Annotated in this window: 20 protein-coding genes and 2 pseudogenes; 10 read left to right on the top strand and 12 right to left on the bottom strand. The window is 69.5% G+C overall.

Translation table 11 applies throughout. From position 1 onward, the window contains the following. Positions 1 to 5: 5 nt before the first annotated feature. The 6 genes and pseudogenes from tmk (at position 6) to mazG (ending at position 5722) form a co-directional block, all read left to right on the top strand. Positions 6 to 626 (top strand): dTMP kinase, encoded by a 621-nt coding sequence (gene tmk, locus KSF81_RS15625; protein ID WP_217379774.1) that lies wholly within the window; start codon positions 6 to 8, stop codon positions 624 to 626. Further along, a complete protein-coding gene (locus tag KSF81_RS15620; RefSeq protein ID WP_217379773.1) occupies positions 626 to 1642 on the top strand; it encodes a DNA polymerase III subunit delta' in 1017 nt (338 codons plus the stop codon). The genes tmk and KSF81_RS15620 overlap by 1 nt, the downstream gene beginning before the upstream one ends. 14 nt (positions 1643 to 1656) lie before the next feature. Then, complete coding sequence (gene metG / locus KSF81_RS15615; protein WP_217379772.1) at positions 1657 to 3183, top strand: methionine--tRNA ligase; 1527 nt, start codon at positions 1657 to 1659, stop codon at positions 3181 to 3183. Positions 3184 to 3187: 4 nt separating this feature from the next. Further along, positions 3188 to 3962 (top strand): annotated as a pseudogene (locus KSF81_RS15610) (TatD family hydrolase). A gap of 6 nt (positions 3963 to 3968) precedes the next feature. Continuing rightward, positions 3969 to 4778: an MBL fold metallo-hydrolase gene (locus tag KSF81_RS15605; protein ID WP_217381721.1), complete on the top strand. Its 810-nt coding sequence runs from the start codon at positions 3969 to 3971 to the stop codon at positions 4776 to 4778. Positions 4779 to 4915: 137 nt separating this feature from the next. Next, positions 4916 to 5722: a nucleoside triphosphate pyrophosphohydrolase gene (gene mazG, locus KSF81_RS15600; protein WP_217379771.1), complete on the top strand. Its 807-nt coding sequence runs from the start codon at positions 4916 to 4918 to the stop codon at positions 5720 to 5722. A gap of 321 nt (positions 5723 to 6043) precedes the next feature. Here mazG and hflX read toward each other — a convergent pair whose 3' ends face one another. The 9 genes and pseudogenes from hflX to dusB all read right to left on the bottom strand — a co-directional run bounded on the left by hflX (position 6044) and on the right by dusB (position 16907). Beyond that, positions 6044 to 7345, bottom strand: coding sequence for a GTPase HflX (gene hflX / locus KSF81_RS15595; protein WP_217381720.1), 1302 nt, complete (start codon positions 7343 to 7345; stop codon positions 6044 to 6046). Positions 7346 to 7400: 55 nt separating this feature from the next. After that, positions 7401 to 7688, bottom strand: a complete 288-nt coding sequence (gene hfq / locus KSF81_RS15590; RefSeq protein WP_309139725.1) for an RNA chaperone Hfq — start codon at positions 7686 to 7688, stop codon at positions 7401 to 7403. After that, positions 7594 to 8508: an HAD family hydrolase gene (locus KSF81_RS15585; RefSeq protein ID WP_254453552.1), complete on the bottom strand. Its 915-nt coding sequence runs from the start codon at positions 8506 to 8508 to the stop codon at positions 7594 to 7596. The genes hfq and KSF81_RS15585 overlap by 95 nt, the downstream gene beginning before the upstream one ends. Beyond that, entirely contained in the window at positions 8505 to 9377 is an 873-nt protein-coding gene (locus tag KSF81_RS15580) for a D-amino-acid transaminase (RefSeq protein WP_217379769.1), read from the bottom strand. Before KSF81_RS15580 ends, KSF81_RS15585 begins: the two co-directional genes overlap by 4 nt. A 22-nt stretch (positions 9378 to 9399) precedes the next feature. Continuing rightward, entirely contained in the window at positions 9400 to 10824 is a 1425-nt protein-coding gene (locus KSF81_RS15575; RefSeq protein WP_217379768.1) for a sigma-54 dependent transcriptional regulator, read from the bottom strand. Beyond that, positions 10814 to 13139, bottom strand: a pseudogene (locus KSF81_RS15570) (ATP-binding protein). The gene KSF81_RS15575 and the pseudogene KSF81_RS15570 overlap by 11 nt, the downstream one beginning before the upstream one ends. A gap of 59 nt (positions 13140 to 13198) precedes the next feature. Further along, entirely contained in the window at positions 13199 to 14638 is a 1440-nt protein-coding gene (ntrC, locus tag KSF81_RS15565; RefSeq protein WP_217379767.1) for a nitrogen regulation protein NR(I), read from the bottom strand. Next, on the bottom strand, positions 14635 to 15711 hold the full coding sequence (locus KSF81_RS15560; RefSeq protein ID WP_217381719.1) for a nitrogen regulation protein NR(II): 1077 nt from the start codon (positions 15709 to 15711) through the stop codon (positions 14635 to 14637). The genes ntrC and KSF81_RS15560 overlap by 4 nt, the downstream gene beginning before the upstream one ends. Before the next feature lie 86 nt (positions 15712 to 15797). Then, the gene (gene dusB / locus KSF81_RS15555; protein WP_254453551.1) at positions 15798 to 16907 is read right to left on the bottom strand and encodes a tRNA dihydrouridine synthase DusB; all 1110 of its coding nucleotides are present in this window, start codon (positions 16905 to 16907) and stop codon (positions 15798 to 15800) included. Between the two features lie 116 nt (positions 16908 to 17023). Here dusB and KSF81_RS15550 point away from each other — a divergent pair, with 116 nt between their 5' ends. Next, positions 17024 to 18175 (top strand): bifunctional 2-C-methyl-D-erythritol 4-phosphate cytidylyltransferase/2-C-methyl-D-erythritol 2,4-cyclodiphosphate synthase, encoded by a 1152-nt coding sequence (locus tag KSF81_RS15550; RefSeq protein WP_217379766.1) that lies wholly within the window; start codon positions 17024 to 17026, stop codon positions 18173 to 18175. Positions 18176 to 18325: 150 nt separating this feature from the next. Here KSF81_RS15550 and KSF81_RS15545 read toward each other — a convergent pair whose 3' ends face one another. Together KSF81_RS15545 and KSF81_RS15540 are read right to left on the bottom strand one after the other, a co-directional pair. Beyond that, positions 18326 to 19297 carry a tripartite tricarboxylate transporter substrate binding protein gene (locus KSF81_RS15545; RefSeq protein ID WP_217379765.1) on the bottom strand — a complete coding sequence of 324 codons (972 nt, stop codon included), beginning with the start codon at positions 19295 to 19297 and terminating at the stop codon, positions 18326 to 18328. 16 nt (positions 19298 to 19313) lie between these two features. Beyond that, the gene (locus KSF81_RS15540; protein ID WP_217379764.1) at positions 19314 to 20255 is read right to left on the bottom strand and encodes a tripartite tricarboxylate transporter substrate binding protein; all 942 of its coding nucleotides are present in this window, start codon (positions 20253 to 20255) and stop codon (positions 19314 to 19316) included. Between the two features lie 237 nt (positions 20256 to 20492). Between KSF81_RS15540 and KSF81_RS15535 the strand changes: the two genes are divergently transcribed. The 3 genes from KSF81_RS15535 to KSF81_RS15525 are packed head-to-tail and all read left to right on the top strand — an operon-like array spanning position 20493 to position 25161. Further along, positions 20493 to 21455 carry a tripartite tricarboxylate transporter substrate binding protein gene (locus tag KSF81_RS15535; RefSeq protein ID WP_217379763.1) on the top strand — a complete coding sequence of 321 codons (963 nt, stop codon included), beginning with the start codon at positions 20493 to 20495 and terminating at the stop codon, positions 21453 to 21455. Positions 21456 to 21468: 13 nt separating this feature from the next. Beyond that, on the top strand, positions 21469 to 23535 hold the full coding sequence (locus KSF81_RS15530) for a hydantoinase/oxoprolinase family protein (RefSeq protein WP_217379762.1): 2067 nt from the start codon (positions 21469 to 21471) through the stop codon (positions 23533 to 23535). Next, positions 23536 to 25161 (top strand): hydantoinase B/oxoprolinase family protein, encoded by a 1626-nt coding sequence (locus tag KSF81_RS15525; RefSeq protein WP_217379761.1) that lies wholly within the window; start codon positions 23536 to 23538, stop codon positions 25159 to 25161. Here the strand turns inward: KSF81_RS15525 and KSF81_RS15520 are convergent. Beyond that, positions 25149 to 25847 carry a DUF1028 domain-containing protein gene (locus KSF81_RS15520; protein WP_217379760.1) on the bottom strand — a complete coding sequence of 233 codons (699 nt, stop codon included), beginning with the start codon at positions 25845 to 25847 and terminating at the stop codon, positions 25149 to 25151. The two genes, KSF81_RS15525 and KSF81_RS15520, sit on opposite strands and share 13 nt — an antisense overlap. Between the last annotated feature and the right edge of the window lie 27 nt (positions 25848 to 25874).

The following is a 25874-nucleotide window of genomic DNA, read 5'->3' as shown; positions in this document are numbered from 1 at the left end:
CCGCCATGCGCGGCCGGTTCATCACGCTGGAAGGCGGCGAGGGGGCGGGGAAATCCACCCAGGCCCGCCGCTTGGCGGATGCCCTGGCGGCGCAGGGCCTGCCGGTTCTCCGCACCCGCGAGCCGGGCGGCGCGCCGGGGGCGGAGGCGGTGCGCGATGTGCTGCTGGGCGCCGGCCCCTGGGATGGGGTGGCGGAATGCATGCTGCATTTCGCGGCCCGGCGGGAGCATGTGGCGCGCAGCATCACGCCGGCTCTGGCGGCCGGGATCTGGGTGGTCTGCGATCGTTTCGCGGATTCGACGCTGGCCTACCAGTGCTTCGGCCAGGGCGTGCCGCGCGCGGTCTGGGATGGGCTGGCGGAGATCGCGCTGGACGGCTTGCGGCCGGACCTCACCCTGGTGCTCGACCTGGCGCCCGAGGAGGGGCTCGCCCGTGCCGCGGCGCGTGGCGAGACCAATCGCTATGAACGCATGGGGCTTGGCTTCCATGCCCGGGTGCGGGACGGCTTCCGCGCCATCGCCGCCGCCGAGCCGGCGCGCTGCACCGTGCTCGATGCCACCGACACGCCGGAAGGCGTGGCCGCGGCCATCCTCGCCACGGTGCGAAGCCGCCTCTCACCAAGCTGATGCTGCCACCCGAGCCCCGTGCCAACCCGGAGCTGGTTGGCCATGACGAAGCGGCGCGGGCGCTGGAGGAAGCGGCGCGATCCGGCCGGATGCATCATGCCTGGCTGATCGCCGGGCCGGCGGGGGTGGGCAAGTCCACGCTCGGCTGGCGCTTCGCCCGCTGGCTGCTGGCCGGCATGCCGCCGCCGGCGCCGGGCCAGGCGCCGCTGTTCCTGCCGCCGGAGGATCCGGTGTTCCGCCGCGTTGCCTCCGGGGCGCATGCCGATCTCTTTACCCTGGCGCCCAGCACCGGGAATGGCGGCAAGAAGGAGGTGCCGCGGGCCGAGGATGCCCGCGCCGCCGTGCGCTTCATGGCCCATACCGCAGCCGAAGGCGGCTGGCGGGTGGTGGTGATCGAGGACCTCGACCGGGCCGAGCGCGAGGTGGTGCCGAACATCCTGCTGAAGACGCTGGAGGAGCCGCCGCCGCGCACCGTGCTGCTGATCCTGACCAGCCAGCCGGACCGGCTGCTGCCCACCATCCGCAGCCGCTGCCGCCGGCTCGACCTGTTCCCGCTGCCGGAAGACGCGATGGCGGGGCTGCTGGCGCGCTGGCTTCCCGACATGCCGGAGGCCGAGCGACGCGCCCTGGCCCGCATCGCCGATGGCTGTCCTGGCCGGGCGCTGACCCTGGCGGAGGGCGAGGGGCTTGCCTTGCAGGCCATGGTGGAGGAGGTGCTGGCCGGGCTGCCGCACCTCGATCCGCGCAAGACGCATGAGCTCGCGGACCGGGTGGCGGGGCGGCGGGACGCGGCGGCCATGCCCTTGTTCATGGCGCTGCTGCGCCGGGCACTGGCGGCCGCGCTGCGCCAGGCGGGGCGAGGGGAGGGCGCCGCCGCCTGGATCGGCGCCCGTTCGCTTGCCGATTGGTCCACCTTGTGGGACAAGCTCGGCCGCCTCGCGGAGGAGACGGAGCGGTTGAACCTCGACCGCAAGCAGGCCGTTCTGACAGGGCTCTCCTGGCTCGGGTCACGCTGAAGAAGAAGCCGGACATGCCGCGGACCTACCTGACCACGCCGATCTATTACGTGAACGACCGGCCGCATATCGGCCATGCCTATACCTCGCTCGCGACCGATGTGCTGGCGCGCTGGAAGCGGCTGGACGGGCATGAGGTGTTCTTCCTCACCGGCACCGATGAGCATGGCCAGAAGGTGGAGAAGGCGGCGCAGGATGCGGGCATGGACCCGCAGAGCTTCACCGACCAGGTCAGCCAGCATTTCCGTGACTTGGCCGTGCGCATGGGTTTCTCCAACGACGATTTCATCCGCACCACGGAGGAGCGCCATAAGCGCGCCTGCACCGCCCTATGGGAGGTGCTGGCGGCCCGGGGCGAGATCTATCTCGGCCATTACGAGGGTTGGTACGCGGTGCGCGACGAAGCCTTCTATGGCCCGGACGAGCTGGTGGAGCGGGATGGCGTGAAATACGCCCCCTCCGGCGCGCCGGTGGAGTGGGTGAGGGAGCCCTCCTATTTCTTCCGCCTCTCGGCTTGGCAGGACCGGCTGCTGGAATTCTACCAGAGGAACCCGGATTTCATCGCACCGGCCTCCCGCCGGAACGAGGTGCTGAGCTTCGTCAGATCCGGCTTGCAGGATCTTTCGGTCAGCCGCACCAGCTTCCGCTGGGGCGTGAAGGTGCCGGGCGACGATGCGCATGTCATGTATGTCTGGCTGGATGCGCTGACCAACTACATCACCGCTGTCGGCTACCCGGATACCGAGGCGGAGCGCTGGAAATTCTGGCCGGCCGATGTGCATTTCGTCGGCAAGGACATCCTGCGCTTCCACGCCATCTACTGGCCCGCCTTCCTGATGGCTGCCGGCATCGCCCCGCCGCGGCGGGTCTTCGCGCATGGCTGGTGGACCAACGAGGGGCAGAAGATCTCGAAATCCCTCGGCAATGTCATCGATCCGCTGGCGCTGGTCGAGGAATACGGGCTGGATGCGGTGCGCTACTTCCTGCTGCGGGAGGTGCCCTTCGGCAATGATGGCGACTTCCAGCGCAAGGCGCTGATCGCTCGGCTGAACGGGGAACTGGCGGATGGGCTCGGCAACCTGGCGCAGCGGACCCTGACTCTCATCCAGAAGAATTGCGAGGGGCGGCTGCCGCCAGAGGCGCCGCGGACGGAGAGCGATGCTGCGCTGTTCGGCTCGCTGGATGGGCTGATCGGGACCGTCGGGGCATCGCTGGATGCCCAGATGTTCCATGCCGCGCTGGAGAGCATCTTCGCCTCGGTCCGCGAGGCCAATGGCTACATCACCCAGCAGCAGCCCTGGGCGCTGAAGAAGACCGACCTGGTGCGCATGGCCGCGGTGCTGCGGCACCTGCACAGCGCGCTGCGGGTCTATGCGACCATCCTGCAGCCCTTCATGCCGGATACGATGGCGCGGCTGCTGGACCAGCTCGGCGTGCCGGAGGGCGCGAGGGACCTCGCCGCCCTCGCCAACCCGCTGCCGGAAGGCACCGCGCTGCCGCCGCCGGCGCCGCTGTTCCGCAAGATCGAAGAGACCGCATAGCACCATGTTGATCGACAGCCATTGCCACCTCGACTATTTCGTCGAGGCGGAGATCGAGGCGGTTGTGGCCCGGGCACGCGCGGCCGGGGTCGGCCGGCTGGTGACGATCGGCGTGCGGCTCTCCCAGGCTGCGGCGGTGAAGGCCATTGCCGAGCGCTTCCCGGATGTCTGGGGGACCATTGGCATCCATCCGCACAATGCGGGGGAAGGGCCGCTGCCCCCCGGTGGAGGAGCTGGTTGCGCTGGTGGAGCACCCCCGCATCATCGGCATCGGTGAGAGCGGCCTCGACTATTTCTATGACAAATCGCCCCGCGAAGTGCAGCGGGAGGGGTTCCGTCGGCATATCCGCGCCGCCCGCGCCGCGGGCCTGCCGCTGGCGATCCATGCCCGCCAGGCGGATGAGGATATCCTTGCGATCCTCGCCGAGGAGCGGGCGACGGGCGGCGATTTCGATTTCCTGCTGCACTGTTTCAGCAGCGGCCGGGCTCTGGCCGAGCAGGCGGTGGCGATGGGCGGCTATGTGTCCTTCTCCGGCATCCTGACCTTCCCGAAATCCGCCGAGATCCGGGAGATCGCCCGCGATCTGCCCGAGGGCCGGCTGCTTCTGGAAACCGATAGCCCCTATCTTGCCCCCGCGCCGCTGCGCGGCAAGCGCTGCGAGCCGGCCTATGTGGCGCATACGGCCAAGGTGCTGGCGGAGGTCCGTGGCCTCACCCAGGCGCGGGTCGAGGAGATCACCACGGCCAATTTCTTCCGCCTGTTCCGTAAGGCGGCCTGAGGCATGCTGCGCGTCACTATCCTGGGCTGTGGCGGGTCGGGCGGCGTGCCGCTGATCGGCGGCCTGGGCGAGGCTGGTGAATGGGGGGAATGCGACCCGGCGGAGTCGCGCAACCGCCGGAGCCGCACCTCGGCCCTGGTGGAGGGGCTGGGGGGCGGGCGGCTGCTGATCGATGCCGGGCCGGATATGCGGGCCCAGCTTCTGGCGGCCGGGGCGGCACGGCTGGATGCGGTGCTGTTCACCCATGCCCATGCCGACCACATCCTCGGCATCGACGACCTTCGCCAGGTGAACCGCATCACCGGCCGGGTGCTGGACGCCTATGGCACCAAGACCACGCTCAGCAAGCTGGATGACCGGTTCGACTACGCCTTCATCGGCGCCACGCCGCCTTTCTTTTACCGGCCCGCGCTGGAGCCCCGGAAGGTGGCCTATGGCGACCGGTTCGAGGCGGCCGGGATGGAACTGGAAGTGTTCCGGCAGGACCATGGGGTGATGGACACGCTCGGGGTACGGATCGGGAACTTCGCCTATTCGACCGATGTGGTGATGCTGCCAGAAGAAAGCATGCCGGTGCTGGAGGGGCTGGATACCTGGGTGGTCGGCTGCTTCCAGCGGCGGCCGCACAAGGTCCACGCCAACCTGGACCAGGTCCTGGAATGGGTGGCGCGGCTCCGGCCACGCCGGACGGTGCTGACGCATATGAGCACCGAGATGGACTACCAGACCTTGGTGCGGGAATTGCCGCCCGGGATCGAACCCGGCTTCGACGGCATGGTGCTGGAGGTGCCGGTCGGGCGAGCTTCCATCGGCTGAGCTTTCCACAAGCTGTCCACAGGCGCCATATATTCCATAATATATCTTATGCGGCAGCTATGCCTGGGGATAAAGCTGGGGCTTGCCGAAGCGCCCCGCCTCTGTTGGAGCATCGGCCACCGAAATTGGAGACCTTCATGACCGGAAGCCCAAGCCCGGAAGCCGCTCTCGCGCGCCTCCTTTCCATCATGGCGCGGCTGCGCGACCCGGTTGGCGGCTGCCCCTGGGACCAGGTGCAGGATTTCAGCTCGATCGCTCCCTATACGGTTGAGGAAGCCTATGAGGTTGCGGATGCCATTCGCCGCGGCCCCGACGTTCCGGCGCTGCTGGATGAACTTGGCGACCTGTTATTCCAGGTCGTTTACCACGCACGGATGGCGGAGGAAGCCGGATATTTCGCCTTTTCGGCGATTGCCGAGGCGATCAGCGCCAAGATGCTGCGCCGCCACCCGCATGTCTTCGGCGAGGCCGCGGCGCGCGACGTCGGCGGCCAGACCTTGGCCTGGGAGGCGCAGAAAGCCGAGGAACGGGCCGCCAGGGCGGAAAGCGGGAGCTTGGCCGGCATCCCGGCCAAGCTCCCTGCCCTCACCCGCGCCGCCAAGCTGACCCGCCGCGCCGCAAGGGTCGGCTTCGACTGGTCGGATGCCGCGGCCGTGCTGGACAAGCTCGAGGAGGAGGCGGCCGAGTTGCGGGCCGAGTTGCCCGGTGCTGAGCCGGCACGCCTCAAGGATGAAGTCGGGGATCTGCTTTTTGTGTTGGCGAATCTTGCCCGCAAGCTGGACCTGGACCCGGAGGAATGCCTGCACGGCGCCAATGCCAAGTTTGAACGGCGCTTCCGGGGCGTGGAACGGCACCTGGCTGCGAAGGGCCTCGCCCCTGCGGATGCCGGGCTGGATGCCATGGAGGCGGAATGGCAGGCGGTGAAGGCCGCGGAGCGCAGGTGAAAAGCTGGGCCGCCAAGCGCCCCCGACAGTTCTGCAAAGGAATTTACAGTATGTTCAACGCAACCCCTGCCGGCCATACTCTAGGAAAATCATCCGGAAGGCTTGAAAAATCTTCACGCACTCCTGTGAATTATTCTCCGCTTTTCGTACGTTGATTCGGCGAAAACTCGGCCGGCTGAACAGAATGAGTACTTTTAGAGTACATTGCCAGCTTTACCCAGCCTTCAAGCGAGGGTGATCTTCTCGGGGAATCGGTGATGCTGTTGGTGGCGCGATTCAGCCGCTCTGGGCCGGCCATGTCGCCCGGCCGGGGCACCGGACTTATGTCTGGGGCTGTTCGAACCGCGCCCGGTCGGAAGGCGAGAGGCGGACTGTCACCCGGACCACGCCTTCATCATCCTCGCGCGTGATCACCTCACCATGGCGGTAGAGCCAGGCAAGCCGCGCGCCATCCGAGGCCGGAAGGACATAATCCAGCGTCTCCATCCCGGCCGAAAGCCGCGCGTCCAGCGCTTCCCGCAGCCCGTCCAGCCCCTCCCCGGTCAATGCCGAGACGGCGATGGCGGCCTGCGGACCATCCGGGGCGGCACCTGGCACCTGGCCGATGCCACCGAGGAGATCGGCCTTGTTCAGCACCTCCACAAGCCGGTTCTCCCAGCCTTCGTCGAGGGCCGCATTGGGGCCGCTGGCCATCTCGGCCAGCACCCGCTGCACATCGGCACGCTGCGCCGCGGTGTCCGGATGCGCCACATCGCGGACATGCAGGATGATGTCGGCCGCGGCTACCTCCTCCAGCGTGGCGCGGAAGGCCTCCACCAGCTGGGTCGGCAGGTCGGAAATGAAGCCCACCGTATCGGACAGGATGGCATTACGGCCGGAGGGTAGGCGGATCGCCCGCATCGTGGGGTCCAGCGTGGCGAAAAGCTGGTCCTGGGCATGCACGCCGGCACCGGTCAAGGCGTTGAACAGCGTCGATTTTCCGGCATTGGTATAGCCGACCAGGGCGATCACCGGATAGGGCACCCGCTCCCGCGCCCGGCGGTGCAGGCCGCGGGTGCGGCGCACCTGCTCCAGTTCCCGCTTCAGCTTGACGATACGCTCGCCAATCAGTCGGCGGTCGATCTCGATCTGGCTTTCGCCGGGACCGCCAAGAAAGCCGAAGCCGCCGCGCTGCCGCTCCAGATGGGTCCAGGACCGCACCAGGCGGGTGCGCTGGTATTCCAGATGCGCCAGTTCGACCTGCAGCGAGCCTTCCCGCGTGCGGGCGCGCTCACCGAAGATCTCCAGGATCAGGCCGGTGCGGTCGATGACCTTGCAGTCCCAGGCCCGTTCCAGGTTGCGCTGCTGCACCGGCGACAGCGCCGCATCCACGACCGTCAGTGCGACATGCTGGGCTGCGATGGCCTGCTTCACCATCTCCACCTGGCCCTCGCCGAGCAGGGTGCTCGGCCGCCGCTCGCGCAGCGGATAGACGGCGGAATGAACGATGGTCACGCCGATGCTGGCGGCCAGGCCTACTGCCTCCGCCAACCGCGCCTCCGCTGCGCGCGGCGCGCCCTCGGCGGCCGGGCTGGCGGCGGGCCGGTGCGGCCTTCCATAGGGAAGGATGACCGCGGCCCGGATCGGTCCCGGATCGGTGCCGTCGCCGCGGTCATTCGCCGGCCGCGGCAGCTCGGGGTCAGTCGCCAGTGACAGGGTTGGCCTCGCGGCTCATGGTCAGGGTGGTGCCTTCACGGGTCACGGCTGCCGCACCCTCCCGCGCTGCCGCGGTGGCGTCAAAGAGCTGGATCGGCGCCCCCGGCATCACCGTGCTGATGGCGTGCTTGTAGACAAGCTGGGTATGCCCGTCCCGGCGCAGCAGCACGGAGAAATTATCGAACCAGGTGATGATCCCCTGCAGCTTGACGCCATTCACGAGAAATATCGTGACGGGAGTCTTGCTCTTGCGAACGTGGTTCAGGAACACGTCCTGCACGTTCTGGGACTTCTCGGCGGCCACGGCGCGGTCCTTCTTGTTCTTGGCGGCCGCCCCTGCCCTGGGCAACATCGGCCCTTGGGCAAGATGGGGCGGCGCACCGAAGCGGGTTTTCCCGCTGGAGCCTCACAATCCGACAGTGAGGGGGGGGCTTGGCAAGTGAAGCCAGATGCGCAGCCAGCGCATGGCCATCCAGGAAGGCTGCATCGGGGGCCGCATTCGCTACACCACCGTCATGGCCGGCATCCCCAAGCAGCACCGCCGTGCATCCCGCGGCACGCGCCGCCTGCATATCCAGCGCCGTATCGCCGATATACCAGACCGCCGCCCCCGCTGCGATGCCACAGGCTTGCAGCGCCATCAGCAGCGGCGCCGGGTCCGGCTTGTCGGCCCTGGCATCGCCGGCGCCGACCTGGGCGCGGAAGAATCGGTCCCAGCCAAGCTGCGTCGCTTCGGCACGCAGCAGCGGCCCCTGCTTGTTGCTGACCACACCCTGCGGAGCGAGCGCGGCCGCCGCCCGCAGCGCCGCCTCCGCGCCCGGCATGGGGGCCAGGACGGAGAGGTGCCGCGCCCGGACCTCCGTATAGAAGATGTCGCGGGCGGCTTCCCAATCCGCGCCGAACATCTCCGGGAAGGTTTCGCGGAGCGAGTGGCGCACCCTCCCCTTCACCTCCTCCAGCGTCCATTGCGGCAGGCCATGCGCGGCGAAGGCGGCGTTTAGCCCGGCGGCGATCGCCAGCCAGCCATCGACCAGCGTATTGTCCCAGTCCCACAGAATGGCACTGGGGCGCGGCAATCGATCCGGCATCATGCGGCGTTCCTGAGGTCGCCCTTCACGTGCCGGGCAAACAGGTCGAAGAGCCGCCGCACCACCGGACCGACCTGGCCATCCCCCACCGGCCTGCCATCCAGCCTGGTGATCGGCTTCACGAAGGAGGTGGCGGAGGTGATGAAGGCCTCCCTCGCCCGCCGCGCCTCCTCCAGCGTGAAGGCGCGCTCCTCATAGGGGATGCCGGCCTGCTGCAATTCGGCGATCAGGGCGCTGCGGGTGCAGCCGGGCAGGATGACATGGTCGAGGTGGCGGGTCCGCAGCACTCCCTGCTCATCCACGATCCAGAAGGTGGTGGCGGCGCCCTCGGTGACGATGCCGGTTGCCTCCTCGAACAGGATCGCCTCGATCGCGCCCTGCGCCTTTGCCGCCTGGCGGGCCAGCACATTGGGCAGCAGGTTCACGCTCTTGATGTCGCGCCGGGCCCAGCGGAGATCGGGATGGCTGATGGCGCCGGCAGCCCATTTCTCCACATCCACCGGGTAGGGCGGGATGCGTTTGACCGTCAGCACCAGGGCCGGCGGCACGGGTTTCGTCGGGAAGGCATGGTCGCGCCGCGCCACGCCGCGCGTCACCTGCATATAGACCAGCCCCTCGGTCACCCGGTTCCGCCGGAGCAGTTCCTGCATCACATGCCGCAGCGCCGCCCGCGACATCGGCTGCTCAAGCTGGATCTCCCGCAGCGAGCGGTCGAGCCTGTCAAGATGCCGGTCCTCGTCGATGAAGCGGCCGGCATGGACATGCACCACTTCGTAGATGCCGTCGCCGAACTGGTAGCCGCGGTCCTCGATGTTCACTTCCGCCAACCGCTGATCGACATAGCGGCCATTCACATAGGCGATACGAGACATGTTCCCCCCCAAGGACAGGCGCTCAGAGATTGGCGTTGGCATTGGCGGGCGGCACGGCAGCCCGGTCCTCGGCATGGACGCCAAGGAATTTCAGCTTGCGGTGCAGGGCGCTGCGCTCCATGCCCACGAAATTCGCGGTGCGGCTGATATTGCCGCCGAAGCGCAATAGTTGCGCCTCCAGATACTGCTTCTCGAACAGCTCCCTGGCCTCGCGCAGCGGCAGGGTCATGATCTCGCTCGATCGGTCCAGCTTCAGCATGGCCGGCGCGGCGGAGCCCACCTCGGGCGGCAGCATCTCGGCGCGGATCGGGTCCCGCGGCTCGCCCGGCGCCATGATGAGCAGCCAGTCGATCAGGTTCCGCAACTGCCGCACATTGCCAGGCCAGTCATAGGCTTGCAGCGCCGCCAGCGCATCCTCGGCAATCTCGCGGGGAGGCATGCCCGAGGTCTCGCCGGACCGCGCCATGAAATGCCGCGCCAGGGCTGGCACATCCTCCCGCCGCTCGCGCAGTGCCGGAATCTTCAGCGGCACCACGGCCAGGCGGTAGTAGAGATCCTCGCGGAACCGCCCGGCGGCGATCTCCGCCTGGAGATCGCGGTTGGTGGTGGCGATGACCCGCACGTCCACCTTCACCCGCGTGGCGCCGCCGACCCGCTCGAAGCCTTGTTCCTGCAGGGCGCGCACGATCTTGCCCTGGGTTTCGAGCGGCATGTCGGCCACCTCGTCCAGCAGGAGCGTGCCGTTATGGGCGCGTTCCAGCACACCCGCGCGGCGCGGCTGGCCAACCGGGTCGGGGCCGGGCTCGATGCCGAACAATTCCTCCTCGAAACGGGCCGGGTTCAGCGTGGCGCAGTTCAGTGCCACGAAGGGACCGTCGGCGCGGCGCGAGCGGGCATGGATCATGCGCGCCGCCACCTCCTTGCCCGAACCCGCCGGACCGGTCACCAGCACGCGCGACCCGGTGGGTGCAACCTTCTCGATGGCCGCGCGAAGCTGGGCGATGGCACCGGAGGTGCCGACCAGTTCCGTCTCCGGCCCGGCCCGCAGCCGCAGTTCGCTGTTCTCGCGCCTGAGCCGCGCCGCTTCCAGGGCGCGGGAGACCACCAGCAGCAGCCGATCCGATTTGAAGGGCTTTTCGATGAAATCATAGGCGCCATGCTGGATCGCCTGCACCGCGGTCTCGATGGTGCCATGGCCGGAGATCATCACGCAGGGGACCTGCGGCTCCTCCCGGTTCATCGCCTCCAGGATGCCGAGCCCGTCCAGCCGGGAATTCTGCAGCCAGATGTCCAGCACCACCATTGAGGGGCGCCGCGCCCGGAAGGCCGCCAGCGCGGTGTCGCTGTTATGCGCCTGTCGTGTCTCGTAGCCCTCATCCGCAAGGATGCCCTCGATCAGGGCCCGGATGTCCGGCTCGTCATCGACAATCAGGATCTCATGCGCCATGCGCGCGCCTCATGCTGCCATCCTGACGTTCGTGTTCCGGGGCGGCGATCCGCTCCGGCGCCTGCCGCCAGGGCAGGGTCAGGACCGCACGGGCACCCCCGCTCCCCTCGCCCTCGCCTCCGGCCGCTTCCATCGCAGGCCGGTCCTCAAGTCCCAGCCTGCCGCCATGGTCCTCCATGATCTTCTTCACAATGGCAAGGCCGAGCCCGGTGCCCTTGGCCTTGTGGGTGACATAGGGCTCAGCCAGGCGATCCCGCTCATCCCCCTGCGGCAGGCCGATACCGTCATCCTCGACCGCGATGGCCACCCATTCCTCGCCGGGCTCGATGCGCACGGTGATGTGTCCCTGCGTCTCGCCCGGGACGCGGGCCGGTGGCTCCACGGTCTCGCCCTGGTGGCGAGTGGCGATGGCATCGGCGGCATTCTGCAACAGGTTGGTCAGGGCCTGGCCGAGCAACCGGCGATCGCAGGGCACCACCGGCGCCGCCTCGGGAAGCTCGACACGATAGGCGATCTCGGGATGCGCATCGCGCTGGAGCACCAGTGCCTCCCGCAGCACCTGGCCGAGATCCTCCGGGCGGATCACCGGCTGCGGCATCCGGGCGAAGGCGGAGAACTCATCCACCATGCGGCCGATATCGCCCACCTGGCGGACGATGGTGTCGGTGCAGGCGGTGAAGGTCTCGGGGTCCGAGGTGATCTCCTTCAGGTAGCGGCGCTTCAGCCGCTCGGCGGAAAGCTGGATCGGGGTCAACGGGTTCTTGATCTCATGCGCGATGCGCCGCGCCACGTCCGCCCAGGCGGCCTTGCGCTGGGCGGAGAGCAGTTCGGTGATATCGTCGAAGGTCAGCACATAGCCCACCACCACCCGATCCGCGGCGCCACCCTGCAATCCCACGCCGATACTGGCCAGCAGGGTGCGCCGGTTGGAGGGCGGGCCGATGCGGATCTCGGCCGTGCGGTCCCGCTCTGGCGTGCCCTCCCCGCCGGCCTGCACGGCCCGCAGCAGCGGCTGGGATTCCCGGGATGACCGCGGCCAGAGGCAGGCCGATGGCAGCATCGAGATCGAGGCCGAGCAATTCGCTCGCCCGCCGATTAGGCAGGTTGATCCGCCCATCCGTCTCCAGCCCCACGACACCGGCCGAGACGCCAGCCAGCACCGTTTCCGTGAAGCGACGGCGATCGTCGATCTGCCGATAGGCCTGAAGCAATTCGCTCCGCTGCGCCGCCAACTGGTTGGTCATGCGGTTGAAGGCGCGGGCCAGGCTGGCAACCTCGTCATCCGCCGCACCCTCCTCGACCCGGGTCGAGAGGTCGCCGCCACGCACCCGTTCCGCCGCCACGATCAGCCGGCCGATCGGCCGCGCCAATTGGTTGGCTAGGACCAGCCCGATCAGCACCGCGGCCATCAGCACCAGCAGCGCCGCGATCGCGAAGATCATGACGAAGGTGATCTGCAGGCCCGAACGATTGCGGTCCAGCTCCACATATTCGGCGACCGCCTTCTCGACCGATTGCTGGTGCAGCAGCACGGTGCTGTCGAGCGGCCGGCCGATCAGCAGCATCCAGCCCTGGTCCGCCCCTGGGCCAAAATCCAGCGCCACCACGGCCCGCACCCGGTCCTCCGCCGGCAGCACCGCGACTTCGCCGAGCCGCGCCGTCGAGATCGCTTCTTCCGAGGGCGGCTCCAGGGTGAAGCTGGTGGTGTAGCCGGCATGGGCGATCACCTGCTGTGTCACCGGGTCGAAGACCACCGCCTCCGTGAGGTTCCGCAGCGCCGTATGGGTCGCCAGGACGCGGGCAAAGGCGAGGCCGTTATCCGGCAGCAGCACCCGCGCGCGCGACAGGTCCGCCGCCATCGCCAGCGCATCGCCGCGGATCGTGTTGCGGTGCTCCTCCAGGTAGCCGCGGCTGGCCTGCAGGCTGGCCTCGAGCGCCGTGCGCACCCGATCGCTGAACCAGGTCTCGATGCCGAGGTTGAAGAACAGCGCCGCGAAGGCGGCCACCAGCATGGCCGGTACCACGGCCACCACGCCGAACAGCAGCACCAGCCGCACATGCAGGCGCGAGCCCGCGCTGCCGCGCCGCCGCTCCGCCCAGACCCGCACCAGCCGCCCCGCCAGCGAGGCGCCGAGCAGCACCAGCACCGCCAGATTCACCAGGACGAGACCGACCACCGCACCAGGCTTGGTCGGGCCGAAGGGGCTGCCATCCGACAGCACCGCGAAGGTGGCGATGCCGAGCAGCAGCGCGCCGACCGACAGCCCCAGCGTCATGCCGCGGCCGAGCAGGAGATCCGCCACCCGGCGCGGCATTCCGCGCGCCTCCTGCGTGGGCGGCCTCCCCGACCGGATGCGGGCGGGCAGCAGCCGCATCAGCCGAGCCCGCGCACCACGGCCAGGTCGAGCTCGCGGATCTTCTTCCGCAGCGTGTTGCGATTGAGCCCGAGCATGCCTGCCGCCTTGATCTGGTTGCCCCGCGTCGCCGCCAGCACCAGGCGCAGCAGCGGCCGCTCCACCTCGGCAAGCACGCGGTCATAGAGATCATGCACCGGCATTCCGGTCTTATGCGCACCAACAAAGGCTTTCAGGTGGCGTTCCACCGCCTGTTCCAGCGTCTCCGGCCCGGGCGCGCCGGATTCAGCGGGTGGTTCGGCCTCCGTCAACTCGGCGCCTACGGCCTCGGTGTCGATCATTTCCTGCGGATAGAGCGCGGCCAGGCGACGCATCAGGTTCTCGAGTTCGCGCGCATTGCCCGGCCAGCCATGCTGCTTCAGCCGATCCAGCGCCTCCGGGCTCAATTGCTTGTGCGGCAGCCCGGCGGCACGGGCGCGGTCGAGGAAGTGGCGCGCCAGGAGGGGGATGTCCTCGGGGCGCTCGCGCAGCGGCGGCAGGCGGATCGGCACCACGTTCAGGCGATAGAACAGGTCCTCGCGGAACAATCCTTGCCGGATCGACTGGCGGAGATCGCGATGGGTGGCGGCGACGATCCGCACATTGGCCTTGATCGGCTGGCGGCCGCCGACCGTAGTGAACTCGCCCTCCTGCAGCACGCGCAGCAGCCGGGTCTGCGCCTCCGGCGGCATGTCGCCGATCTCGTCCAAGAACAACGTGCCGCCGGCCGCCTGCTCGAACCGGCCGATGCCGCGGTTGAGCGCGCCGGTGAAGGCGCCGCGCTCATGGCCGAAGAGCTCGCTCTCGATCAGCTCGCGCGGGATCGCCGCCATGTTGATGGCGACGAAGGGCCCGCCCCGCCGACGGCCATAGTCATGCAGGGCGCGCGCCACCAGCTCCTTGCCGGTGCCCGACTCGCCGGTGATCATCACGGTCAGGTCGGTGGTGGTGAGGCGGGCGACGGTTCGGTAGATCTCCTGCATCGCCTGGCTGCGGCCGACCAGCGGCAGGCGCTCCTCCGCCTCGGCGGCGTCTTCCGCCACGGCCGGCTGCGGCACGGCCAGTGCCCGCTCCACCACCGCCAGTAATTCCTTCAGGTCGAAGGGTTTGGGCAGGTATTCGAAGGCGCCGCGCTGGGCCGCCTTCAGCGCCGTCATGAAGGTGCTCTGCGCGCTCATCACCACGACGCGGAGATCCGGCCGCACCCGGCGAATGCGGGGCACCAGGTCGAGGCCGTTCTCATCGGGCATCACCACATCGGTGATGACCAGATCACCCTCCCCGTCCTCCACCCAGCGCCACAGGGTGGAGGCGGAGGAGGTGGCCCGAACCTGGTAGCCGGAGCGGCCGAGCGCCTGGCTCAGCACGGTGCGGATGGCGCGGTCGTCATCGGCGACCAGGATCGTGCGGCTGTCGCTCATGGCCAGTGCCCGGGGCGGGTTTCAGGGCTGCCGGCCGGCGGCATCGCCATCGACAGGCGAAACACGGTGCGGCCCGGGCGGCTGTCGCATTCGATCAACCCGCCCTGGTCGGCCACCAGCTTCGCCACCAGCGCGAGGCCGAGCCCCTGCCCGCCCCGCTTGGTGGTGACGAAGGGCTCGAACAGCGTCTCCCGCACCGGCTCAGGAATGCCGGGACCATTGTCGCGCACGCTGATCTGGAGCGGCAGATGAACCCGCTCCTGGCTGCCGGGGACGGCGATGCGGACCCCATGATGGAAGGCGGTTGCCAGAACGATCTCTCCATTCACCGGATCGGCGGCTTCCGCGGCGTTCTTCACGAGGTTCAGCAGGATCTGCACCAATTGGTCGCGGTTGCCCCAGACCAGGGGCAGCGAGGGATCGTAGTCCTCGGCGATCCGCAGATGTACGGCGAAGCCGGTCTGCGCCACCCGCCGCACATGGTCCAGCACCTGGTGGATATTCACGGGCGCCAGTTCCACCGGCCGATCGGAGAACATGTCCATGCGGTCCACCAGGTCGCGGATCCGATCGGCCTCGTCCTGGATCAGCACGCATAATTCCCGGTCCGGCTCGGAGGCGTTCTGCTCCAGCAACTGGGCGGCCCCGCGGATGCCGGAAAGCGGGTTCTTCACCTCATGCGCCAGCATCTCCGCCATGGCGGAGGCGCCCCGCGCGGCACCCAGGAAGTTGAGCTGGCGGTCCAGCATCTGCGCCTTGGACCCGTCCTGCAGCGTCAGCACCACCCCGCCCGGCATCTCCGGCAGCGGCCCGCCCTGCGCCGTGACATCCCGCCGGTGCAGCCTTGGGCTTTCCAGGGTGAGGTCATGATCGGAAACCGGCGCGTCCTGCGCCCGGACCTGGGCCAGCAGGCTGAAGAGGCGGCTGTCCTCCGGCAACAGGTCACCGAGCCGCATGGCGGCCAGCGAGGCGAAGGAAAGCTGGAAGAACAACTCGGCGGCCGGATTGGCGTAGCGGAACCGGTTCTCCGTATCCAGCACCACCGCCGGCACCGGCATGGCGGAAAGCACCATGGCGGCGTCGGGCAGCAGCGCCCGCGGCTTGAGAGCGCGCGATGATGCCGCCTTCCTGCTGCACGGAGGGGCGAGGATGGCGTCGCTCATGCTGCCATCCGGTCCGCATCCGCGCCATGCGCCAGGCCGCGGGCATGGAACTCCGCCCGCACCGTCTCCAGGCCGCGGTCCAGCAGGGGCTGGTAATAGGCGTGGATCAGCGCCTCGACCGCCTGCGGCGTATCCACCTGGTTCACTCCCGCCCGGAACTCGGCCGAGCCGGGCAGCCCCTTGGAATACCAGGCGACATGCTTGCGGGCGAGGCGCACCCCGGTCTGCGTGCCATGATGCGCCAGCATGTCCCGGTAATGCTCCAGCAGCACCGCGAGCTGCTCGGCCAGGGCGGGTTCCGCCGGTGGGATGCCGGTGGCCAGATACTCCGCCACCTGGCGCGGGAACCAGGGCCGGCCGTAGCAGCCGCGGCCGAGCATCACCCCATCGGCCCCGGATTGCCGGAGCGCCTCGGCCGCATGCTGCGGCGTCAGAATATCGCCATTGACCAGCACCGGGATGCCCACCGCCTGCTTGACCTGCGCGACGAAAGCCCAGTCGGCGGTACCGGTGTAGAACTGCTGGCGCGTCCGGCCATGCACCGTGACCAGCCGGATACCGCTTTCCTCGGCGATGCGGGCGAGGCGCGGCGCGTTCAGGCTGGCATGGTCCCAGCCCATCCGCATCTTGAGCGTCACCGGGACCGGAACGGCGCGGGCGGTTGCCTCCAGGATGCGGGCGGCGGCCACCTCGTCCCGCATCAGGGCGCTGCCGGCCTGCTGGCCGAGCGCCACCTTCTTCACCGGGCAACCGAAATTGATATCCACCACGGCGGCGCCATGATCCACCGCCAACCGCGCCGCCTCCGCCATCACCGCCGGATCGCAGCCGGCAAGCTGCACCGCGGAGGGGGCACCGAAGCCGTCCACCTCCGCCATCTTCAGGGTCTGCCGGTTCTCCCGCACCATGGCCTGGCTGGCGATCATTTCGCTGACCACCATGCCGGTGCCGAGGCGGCGGGCGAGACGGCGGAAGGGCAGATCGGTCACGCCCGACATCGGCGCCAGATAGACCGGCATGCCGATCCGCACGCCGCCAAGGTCGAGCGGCTGCAATCCAGGCATCGGGGTGGTCTGGACCTGGGGCTCGGGTATGAGGCTGCTCATGATTTGGGCAAAATAGGCGAAGTGATGCCATTCGGCAACGCGCCACACCCATGGTGGCGAAGCAGCCTGCGCAGCCCCCTGTCGCAAACCGGGAACGGAGGCTAGGTTCCGCCACCATGACAACCGTTGCCCTGCTGATGGCCGCGGGCCGAGGCAGCCGCTTCGGGTCCGAGGTTCCGAAACAATACCTGCCCCTGCTCGGCCGCCCCGTGTTGCGGCATGCGGCGGAGGCCCTGCTCGCCGATGGCGCCGTGACGCTGATCCAGCCGGTCTGCCCCCCCGGCGAGGCGGCGGAAGTGGCGGCCCTGCTGCAAGGCCTGCCCACCCTGCCCCCTATTCCCGGCGGCGCCACCCGCCAGGACAGCGTCCGCGCCGGGCTGGAGGCCCTGGCGGCACGCAAGCCACCGCCGGCAATGGTATTGGTGCATGACGCGGCCCGGCCGGTGGTGCCACGCGGGACCATCCCACGGCTGCTGGCGGCGCTGGAGCACGCGCCCGGCGCGATTCCTGCCCAGCCGGTGGCGGATACGCTGAAGCGCGGCGAGGCCGGACATATCCTGGCAACCGTTCCACGCACCGGCCTGTTCCGCGCCCAGACGCCCCAGGCCTTTCGCTTCCCCATACTGCTGGCGGCGCATCACGCGGCCTCGGCCGAGGCGACGGATGATGCGCAATTATTGGAAGCGGCGGGCGAGGCAGTCGCGCTGGTCGAGGGCTCGGAGACGAACGTGAAGATCACCTTCCCGGAGGATCTCGACCGTGTTTCCGCCATGCTGGCGGCGCGGCTGCTGCCGCGCGTGGGCACCGGCTTCGACGTGCACCGGATCGCCGTCGGCCGCCCCATGGTGCTGTGTGGCGTGACGGTGCCCTGCGAATTCGGGCTGGAGGGGCATTCGGACGCCGATGTCGGCATCCATGCGCTCTGCGATGCGATCTATGGCGCGCTGGCGGAGGGCGATATCGGCCGCCACTTCCCGCCCAGCGAGATGCGCTGGAAGGATGCCGACAGCGCGCAATTCCTCCGCCATGCCGCCGGCCGGATCGCGGCGCGCGGCGGCGTGCTGGCCAATGCGGATGTGACCCTGCTCTGCGAGCGGCCACGCATCGGCCCGCATGCCGCGTCCATGCAGGCGCGCCTGGCGGAGTTGCTGGGGGTGAGGCCGGGCTTGGTGGGGGTGAAGGCCACCACGACCGAGCGGCTGGGCTTCACTGGCCGCGGAGAGGGCATCGCCGCCCAGGCGGCAGTGATGGTGCTGCTGCCAGGATAGGGCTTCGGCCCTATCTGTTTGATCCCGGAGCCTTGTTGGATGCAGCGGCGTCGGCGGGGCTCTGAACGGGAGCGATCCTCACCCCTGCCGCGCGGGTCACCGCGCGGCAGGCCGCCAGCAGCGTGGCGAGGAGCGGGGGGGCGCATGCCGCTAATCGGCCCGCAGATTCACGCTCTGGATCACCTCCCGCCATTGCCGGCGGTCGGCCTCCAGCCGGCGCGTCAGGGTCGCCGTATCCTCGAAGCGGGGCGTGAGCCCGCCCTCGGCCATGCGGCGGACCAGCCCCGGTTCCGTCATCGCCTGGCGGATCGCCCCCTCCCAGCGCCGCACCGTCTCGGGTGCCATGGCCTTCTGGCCGCAGATGGCGAACCAACCCACGACATCGAAGCCCGGGATCAGGCGCGAGAGTGGCGGCACATCAGGAAACAGCGGCGACCCGCCATCGTCGCTGATCGCCAGCAGCCGCAGCCCGCCGTCCTGCACCTGGCGGGTGATGTCGGCCATGTTGGTCATCATGAAGTCGGTGCGGCCGCCGAGGATATCCACCACCGCGGGCGTGGCGCCGCGATAGGGCACATGCGTCATCCGCACACCCGTCTTCTGCTGCAGCAACTCGCCCTGGAGGTGCTGGGCGGAGCCGACTCCGGCGCTGGCGAAGGAAATCTGACCAGGCCGGCGCTTCGCCGCATCCAGCACGTCCTGCACGCTGCGGTAGGGGCCATTGGCCGCCACCACGAAACCGTAGGAGGAAAGCGCGACCGTGGCGATGGGCGTCAGCTCCGCCGCCGGGTCGATCGGCAGGTTGGCGCCGATGAGCTGGGGCGTGATCGTCATGGTGCTCATCGGGCAGGTGAAGACGGTATAGCCATCGGGCGCGCTGCGGGCCACCTCGGCCGCCGCGATCGTGCCATTCACCCCGGTGCGGTTCTCCACCACGGCGCGGGCGCCGAGCAGCGGCCCCACCGCCTCCGCCACGAGCCGGGTGACGAAATCCGAGGAGCCGCCAGCGGAGGCACCGCTGAGGACGCGGATGGTCCGCTCCTGTGCGGATGCGGGCGGGGCGGCAAGCAGCGTGCCGAACGCGGCGGCAAGCAGGGCGGTTCGGGCAAGAAGGCGCGACATGGCGGTTTCCCTTCGGCTATTCGACACGGATATTCGCGGCGCGGATCGTCTCCCGCCAAACCTGCCGGTCCTGCTGCATGGTGCGGGCGAAGGCGGCGGGGTCCTCGAAGCGCGGGATCAGCCCGTTCTCCTGCAGGCGGCGCTGCCATTGCGGCTCGGCCAGCGCCTGGCCCATGGCCCGCTGCCAGCGCTCCAGCGCCTCGGCCGGCATGTCGCGCGGGCCGCAGATGCCGAACCAGCCGCTGATCTCATAGCCAGGCACCGTGGCCTTGATCTGCGGCACACCCGGGAACAGCGGCGAGCCGATGCCATCGGCAAAGCCGAGCAGCCGCAATCCGCCGCCTCGCACCTGCCCGACCACATCGCCGAGATTGGTGATGATGGTATCCGCCCGCCCGCCCATCACATCCACCACGCCGAGCGCCGCACCCCGATAGGGCACATGCACCATGCGGATGCCGGCAAGCTGCTCCAGCCGCGCCCCCGAAAGATGCGAGAGCGCGCCGATGCCGCTGCTGGCATAGGTGAGCGCACCTGGTCGCGCCCGCGCCGCGGCGATGAACTCCGCCACGTTCCGCCAGGGCGCGCTGGCCTTCACCACCATCGCTTGGTTGGAATGCGCGACATTGGCAACCGGCACCATGTCCTGCCAGGTATCGACCGGCAGCCGCATGCCCGGCAGTTCCGGCAGCACCGTGACCAGGCTGGCGCATTGGAAGACCGTGTAGCCGTCATGCGGGGCGCGGACCATCGCCTCGGCGGCGATCATGCCGCTGGCACCCGTGCGGTTCTCCACCACCACGCGCTGGCCGAGGCCGGGCGAGATCGCCTCCGCCACGATGCGGGCGACAAGGTCGCTGGTGCCGCCGGCCGCGAAGCCGCCCAGGATGCGCAGCGGCCGGTCCGGGAATCCCGCCATGGCAGGGCGGGCCAGCAACAGGACCGCAAGCAGCGTCATCGCTAGACTGCGCATTCTTGGCACCTCCCATTCCCGGCCGGGCCGGGCGCGCACTTCCGGCGCATTCCGCCGCAGCATCCTGCCCGGTGCTTCGCCGCGTCAACCCCGCAGTCCGGCATCGGGCGCTGGACCCCGCTCCGGGTTTCGTCGAAGCTGCGTCCCGCCAGCCACGACCATACCGAAGGAAACGCGGCGAGACTGGGAAGGCCCGCCGCTGCACCAGGAAGGACGCGGAGCATGTATCGTCGCAGCCTGCTTGCCATGCCTGCCCTGCTCGCTGCCCCATCGGTGCGGGCGGATTGGGCGCCGCGCCAGCCCATTCGCATCGTGGTGGGTTTCGCCGCTGGCGGCGCCGCGGATCTGGTGGCGCGCATCGCGGCCGATGCCGTCCAGCGCCGCACCGGCCATGCGGCGGTGGTGGAGATCCGCAGCGGCGCGCTCGGCTTCATAGCCCTGCAGGCGGTGGCGCGGGCGGTGCCGGACGGGCATACCGTGGGCATCTGCATCATGGGCTCGATGAGCGTGGCCCCGGCGGTGCCGGGCTCGCAGATTCCGCTCGATCTCGACCGAGAATTGCTGCCGGTCTGCAACCTGGCAGGCACGCCCATGGCGCTGGTGGCGCGGCCCGACGCGCCCTTCGGCACGGTGGCGGAACTGGTGGCCTACGCCAAGGCGCGACCGGGCGAGGTGAGCTATGCCTCGACGGGCAATGGCTCCACCAACCAACTCGCGGCCGAGCATTTCGCGGCCGAAGCCGGCTTGCGGCTGTTGCATGTCTCCTATCGCGGCGGGGCGCCGGCGGCGCTCGACCTCGCCGGCGGGCGGGTCGACATCATGTTCGCCAATGTGGCGGAGGTGGCGCCGGCGATCCACGGCGGGCAGATCCGCGCCCTGGCGCTGGCGGCAACGCAACCCTCGCCCCTTGTGCCGGATCTGCCGCTGCTGACCAGGGACCTGCCGGCGCTGGACATAAGCAATTGGTTCGGGCTGGTCGGGCCGGCCGGGTTGCCGCCGGAGGTGGCGCAGGCGCTGGCGCGGCTGTTCCTGGAGGCCATGGCCGATCCTGCCACCACGCAGGTTCTGGCCGGGCGCGGCCTGGCGGCGATCCCGGAGGACGGTCCTGCCTTCGCCGCACATATCCGCCGCGATCGGGAGCGCTGGTCGCGGGTGGCGGCGCAGGGCAATATCCGCGCCGAATGACCAGGATGTTCCGATGACCGCCTCTCTGTCCCTCGGCATCGATATCGGGGGCACCTTCACCGACCTCGTCATCCTCGACCCGCGCGATGGCCGCGCGGTGATCTGGAAGGAAAGCACGACGCCGGACGACCCGGCGCGCGGCGCGCTGGAAGGTACGCGGCAGGTTCTGGCCAGGGCCGGTGTCCGGCCCGAGGAAATCGGCCGGGTGGTGCATGCCACCACGCTCTTCACCAATGCGCTGATCGAACGGAAGGGCGCGCCGACCGGGCTGCTCACCACGGCTGGTTTCGCTGACGTGCTGGAGATCGCGCGGGAGCGGAAATACGAGCTTTACGATCTTTTCCTGGAAATGCCGCGGCCGCTGGTGCCACGCCCCTGGCGGCGCGAGGTGCGGGAGCGGCTGGCACCGGATGGCGGCGTGGAGATCCCGCTCGACCTGGATGGAGCGCTGCGCGAGGTCGAGGTGCTGGTGGCCGCAGGGGTGGAGAGCCTGGCGATCGTCTTGCTGCATGCCTATGCCAATCCCGTGCATGAAAGAAGGGTGGCGGAGGCGGTGGAGCGCCATTTCCCGTCGCTTTCGCTGTCCCTTTCCTCGGAGATCGCGCCGGAGATTCGGGAATATCCGCGCGCCAGCACCACCGTCGCCAACGCTTACGTGCGGCCCCTCGCCGAAGCCTATCTCGAAAGACTGGAGGCCGCGCTGCGTAGGGCCGGCATCCCGGGCGGCCTGTTCCTGATGCTGTCGAATGGCGGGCTGACGCATGTGGCGGAGGCCAAGCGCCTGCCAGTGCAGTTGCTGGAAAGCGGCCCGGCGGCCGGCGCCCTGGCCGGTGCCTGGTTTGGCCGCAATGCCGGGCTCGACCGCGTGCTGGCCTTCGACATGGGCGGCACCACAGCCAAGCTCGCGTTGGTGGATGGTGGAGAACCGTTGGTGGCCTGGGGGTTCGAGGCAGCGCGGGAGCGGCGCTTCCTGCGCGGTAGCGGGCTGCCGATCCAGATCGCCACGGTGGAACTGATCGAGATCGGCGCGGGCGGCGGCTCCATCGCGCGGCGCAGCGACCTCGGCACCTTGCAGGTGGGACCGGAGAGCAGCGGCGCGCAGCCGGGACCGGCCTGCTACGGACGCGGCGGTGAGCAGCCCACGGTGACCGATGCGGATCTGGCGCTGGGTTATCTCAACGCGGATTTCTTCCTCGGCGGTGCCATGCGGATCGATGCAGGCGCGGCGGATGCGGCACTTGGGCGGCTGGCGGCGGCGCTGGAGGTTGAGCCGGCGCGCGCGGCTTTCGGCGTGCATGACGTGGTGAACGAAAACATGGCCGGCGCGGCGCGCGTGGCGATCGCCGAACGCGGCCGGGTGCCGCAGGAATATGCGCTGCTGGCGACCGGCGGCGCGGCGCCGGTGCATGCCTGGCATGTGGCGCGGAAGCTTGGGGTGAAGCGCGTGGTCTGCCCGCCGGGCGCCGGCGCGGGCAGCACGATCGGCATGCTGATGGCGCCGGCCCGGGTGGACCGTGTTGCCAGCTTCAATGCCGCGCTGGAGGGCGCCGACCTCGCGGCAGCGGAACGGCTCTTCGCGGGGCTGGAGCAGGAGGCGCTGGCAGTGCTGCGCGAGACCGGGGCGCGGCAGGCCGGCCAGGTCCGGCGCCTGGCGGATATGCGCTATATCGGGCAGGGCAGCGAGATCACCGTGCCGATGCCGGAGCGCCTGGAGGCCGCAACGGTGCGCCGGGCCTTCGATGCCGCCTACCGCGCCCTCTTCGTGCGGACGCCGCCTGGTGCCGCCGCGCAATTCGTGGCGCTGCGGCTTTCCGTGACGGCGCCGATGCCAGGCGCTGGCGGGCGGCTCGAACTGCCACGGCATCCGGCGGGCGCGGCGCGGAAGGGCAGCCGGCCGGTCTTTTTCCCCGAGGCCGGCGGCATGCTGCCGACGCCGGTCTTTGACCGCTACGCGCTGGAAGTTGGCGCGCAGATCATCGGCCCGGCGGTGTTCGAGGAAAGCGAGAGCACCTTCATCATCGGCCCGGGCGCCACCGCGCGCGTGCTGCCGGACGGGTCCATCCTGGCGGAGATTGCATAGATGGTGCGCAGCTTCGACGCGGTGGAGCTGGAACTACTCTGGCGACGCCTGATCTCGCTGGTGGATGAGGCAGCGGCGGCGCTGGTGCGGACCAGCTTCTCCACCCTGGTGCGGGAGAGCTACGATTTCTCCTGCGTCGTTACCGATGCCACGGGCCAATCCCTGGTGCAGGCAACCGAAAGCATCCCGAGCTTCATCGGCACCCTGCCGGAGACGGTGAAGCATTTCCTGCGCTTCTTCCCGCCGGAACAGCTTGAACCGGGCGATGTGCTCATCACCAACGACCTCTGGCTCGGCACCGGGCATCTGCCGGACATCACCGTGGCGAAGCCGATCTTCCGCGGCGGCCGGTTGGTGGCCTTCAGCGCCAGCACCGCCCATGCGCCCGATATCGGCGGCAAGATCCGCAGCCCGGAGCCGCGCGAGGTTTTCGAGGAAGGCTTGCAGATCCCGCCGCTGAAGCTCATGCGGCGTGGCGAGACCGACCCGACCCTGGTGGCAATGATCCGGCAGAATGTGCGCACGCCGGACCAGACGCTCGGCGACCTCTGGGCGCAGGTGGTGGCGCTGGACCTGATGGAGGATCGGTTGCTGGCGCTGATGGAGAATTACGCACTGCCCGACCTCACCGAGCTCGCGCGCGAGATTCAGGGCCGCTGCGAGACGGCGATGCGCAGCGCCATTGCAGCCCTGCCGGACGGCACCTACCGCAGCGAATTGCAGACCGACGGGCTGCTGGATACGCCCATCACCATCCGCCTGGCGCTTACCATCCGGGGCGACGAGATCGAGATGGATTTCGCCGGCACCGACGCGCAGGTGGATCGCGCCATCAACTGCGCGCTCTGCTACACCTATGCGATGTGCATGTACGGGGTGAAGGTCTGCACCAATCCCGGCCTGCCGAACAACGAGGGCGCCTGGCGGCCGATCCGGGTGAAGGCACCGCCGGGCTGCATCGTCAACCCGCAATTCCCCTCGCCCGGCGGCTCGCGCATGCTGATCGGGCATTACCTGCCGATGCTGGTCTTCGGCTGCCTCGGCCAGGTGGTGCCGGAGCGGGTGATGGCGGCCTGCGGCTCGCCGATGTGGGGCATGAACCAGAGCGGCGTTCGTGCCGGAGGCCGACCCTACGCCAACATGTTCTTCTACAATGGCGGCATGGGCGGCAATGTCCGGGGCGATGGCGTCACTTGCCTTTCCTGGCCCTCCAACGTCTCCTCCACCTCGATCGAGATCAGCGAGCACATCGCGCCGCTGCGCTTCCGCCACAAGCGGCTGCGTCCGGATAGCGGCGGGCCGGGGCGGCATCGCGGTGGGCTGGGCCAGGAGATCCTGATCGAGTGCCGCAGCGAGACGCCGATCGCCGTCTCCTTCCTCGCCGAGCGCACCATCTTCCCGGCTTTCGGCATCGAGGGCGGCGGGCCGGGCGCGCCGGGCGAGTTGCGGATCAATGGCGAGCGGACCGATCCCAAGCGGCAATATGTGCTGCGGGCGGGCGATAGCGTCGCCCTCGCCACGCCAGGTGGCGGCGGGCATGGCGCACCGCGCGAGCGCGCGCCGGCGGCGCTGGCCGCGGATCTGGCGGCGGGTTATGTCACCGATACGGCAGCCTATCGCGGCTGAAATCTGCGCATCCAGGCATCCTGCGGCGGTGTTTCGGCCGGGCGCCGCCAGCGCAACTCGTAGAAGGGTGCCATGCGTTCGTATTCGTCATGCAGCCGGCGGAGATCGGTGATGGCGGAGGGTGAGAAATCCACCCGCAGGTCGCGCAGCGGATGTTCCTCGGCCAGTACTACCTTCAACGCCGCCGAACGCTCCGGCATCGGGCCATCGGCACCGCGCTGGCCGCCGGCCTCGCGCGCGCCCTCCAGTGCCCGCAGCAACCTTTCGGCGAGGGATTGGCCGCGCGATGCCTCGAAGCCGCGGACCATCGCCTGCACCACCCCCTCCCCGGCCAGGACATTGCCGCAGGCGACGCAATCCTCGCCCTCGGCCTGACCGCTCCAGGCACGGGTATGGCGCCCGGTATGGCCCACCGCACGGCCCTCGGCATCAACCAGGCTGAGCTGGCGCCATTCGAAATCCGGGTCGCCCTGGCGCAGCCGCGCCATCACCTCGGGCGCCGGCAGCCCCTGCCGCAGCAGTCGGATGGCGGTGGTGCCGAGGGTCGGGTCGGCGAAGCCCTGGCTCATCACCGCCCCATGCCCCGCCGAGGCCTGGGCGCGGGCACCGCAGGCCAGCGAATAGGTTGCCACCGCAACGCCAAGCGCGCCGGTTTCCGCGCAGCGCGCGGCGATGCTGAAGGTCATGCGGGCTTCCTTCCCTGGACTGGCGAC

Source organism: Siccirubricoccus sp. G192 (genome assembly GCF_019084075.1).
Taxonomy (GTDB): domain Bacteria; phylum Pseudomonadota; class Alphaproteobacteria; order Acetobacterales; family Acetobacteraceae; genus G192.
The sequence above is the reverse complement of the archived record's forward strand: the minus strand, read 5'-3'. Positions and strand labels throughout refer to the sequence as shown.

Excerpts from the sequence above, each read along its gene's own strand:
- metG (WP_217379772.1), top strand. The coding sequence starts at position 1,657 with ATGCCGCGGACCTACCTGACCACGCCGATCTATTACGTGAACGACCGG.
- KSF81_RS15560 (WP_217381719.1), bottom strand. The coding sequence starts at position 15,711 with ATGGTGCTTTCCGCCATGCCGGTGCCGGCGGTGGTGCTGGATACGGAG.
- KSF81_RS15520 (WP_217379760.1), bottom strand. The coding sequence starts at position 25,847 with ATGACCTTCAGCATCGCCGCGCGCTGCGCGGAAACCGGCGCGCTTGGC.
- KSF81_RS15535 (WP_217379763.1), top strand. The coding sequence starts at position 20,493 with ATGTATCGTCGCAGCCTGCTTGCCATGCCTGCCCTGCTCGCTGCCCCA.
- KSF81_RS15550 (WP_217379766.1), top strand. The coding sequence starts at position 17,024 with ATGACAACCGTTGCCCTGCTGATGGCCGCGGGCCGAGGCAGCCGCTTC.
- KSF81_RS15575 (WP_217379768.1), bottom strand. The coding sequence starts at position 10,824 with ATGGCGCATGAGATCCTGATTGTCGATGACGAGCCGGACATCCGGGCC.
- ntrC (WP_217379767.1), bottom strand. The coding sequence starts at position 14,638 with ATGAGCGACAGCCGCACGATCCTGGTCGCCGATGACGACCGCGCCATC.
- mazG (WP_217379771.1), top strand. The coding sequence starts at position 4,916 with ATGACCGGAAGCCCAAGCCCGGAAGCCGCTCTCGCGCGCCTCCTTTCC.
- tmk (WP_217379774.1), top strand. The coding sequence starts at position 6 with ATGCGCGGCCGGTTCATCACGCTGGAAGGCGGCGAGGGGGCGGGGAAA.
- KSF81_RS15620 (WP_217379773.1), top strand. The coding sequence starts at position 626 with ATGCTGCCACCCGAGCCCCGTGCCAACCCGGAGCTGGTTGGCCATGAC.
- KSF81_RS15545 (WP_217379765.1), bottom strand. The coding sequence starts at position 19,297 with ATGTCGCGCCTTCTTGCCCGAACCGCCCTGCTTGCCGCCGCGTTCGGC.
- KSF81_RS15530 (WP_217379762.1), top strand. The coding sequence starts at position 21,469 with ATGACCGCCTCTCTGTCCCTCGGCATCGATATCGGGGGCACCTTCACC.
- KSF81_RS15585 (WP_254453552.1), bottom strand. The coding sequence starts at position 8,508 with ATGATGCCGGATCGATTGCCGCGCCCCAGTGCCATTCTGTGGGACTGG.
- KSF81_RS15525 (WP_217379761.1), top strand. The coding sequence starts at position 23,536 with ATGGTGCGCAGCTTCGACGCGGTGGAGCTGGAACTACTCTGGCGACGC.
- KSF81_RS15580 (WP_217379769.1), bottom strand. The coding sequence starts at position 9,377 with ATGTCTCGTATCGCCTATGTGAATGGCCGCTATGTCGATCAGCGGTTG.
- dusB (WP_254453551.1), bottom strand. The coding sequence starts at position 16,907 with ATGAGCAGCCTCATACCCGAGCCCCAGGTCCAGACCACCCCGATGCCT.
- KSF81_RS15540 (WP_217379764.1), bottom strand. The coding sequence starts at position 20,255 with ATGACGCTGCTTGCGGTCCTGTTGCTGGCCCGCCCTGCCATGGCGGGA.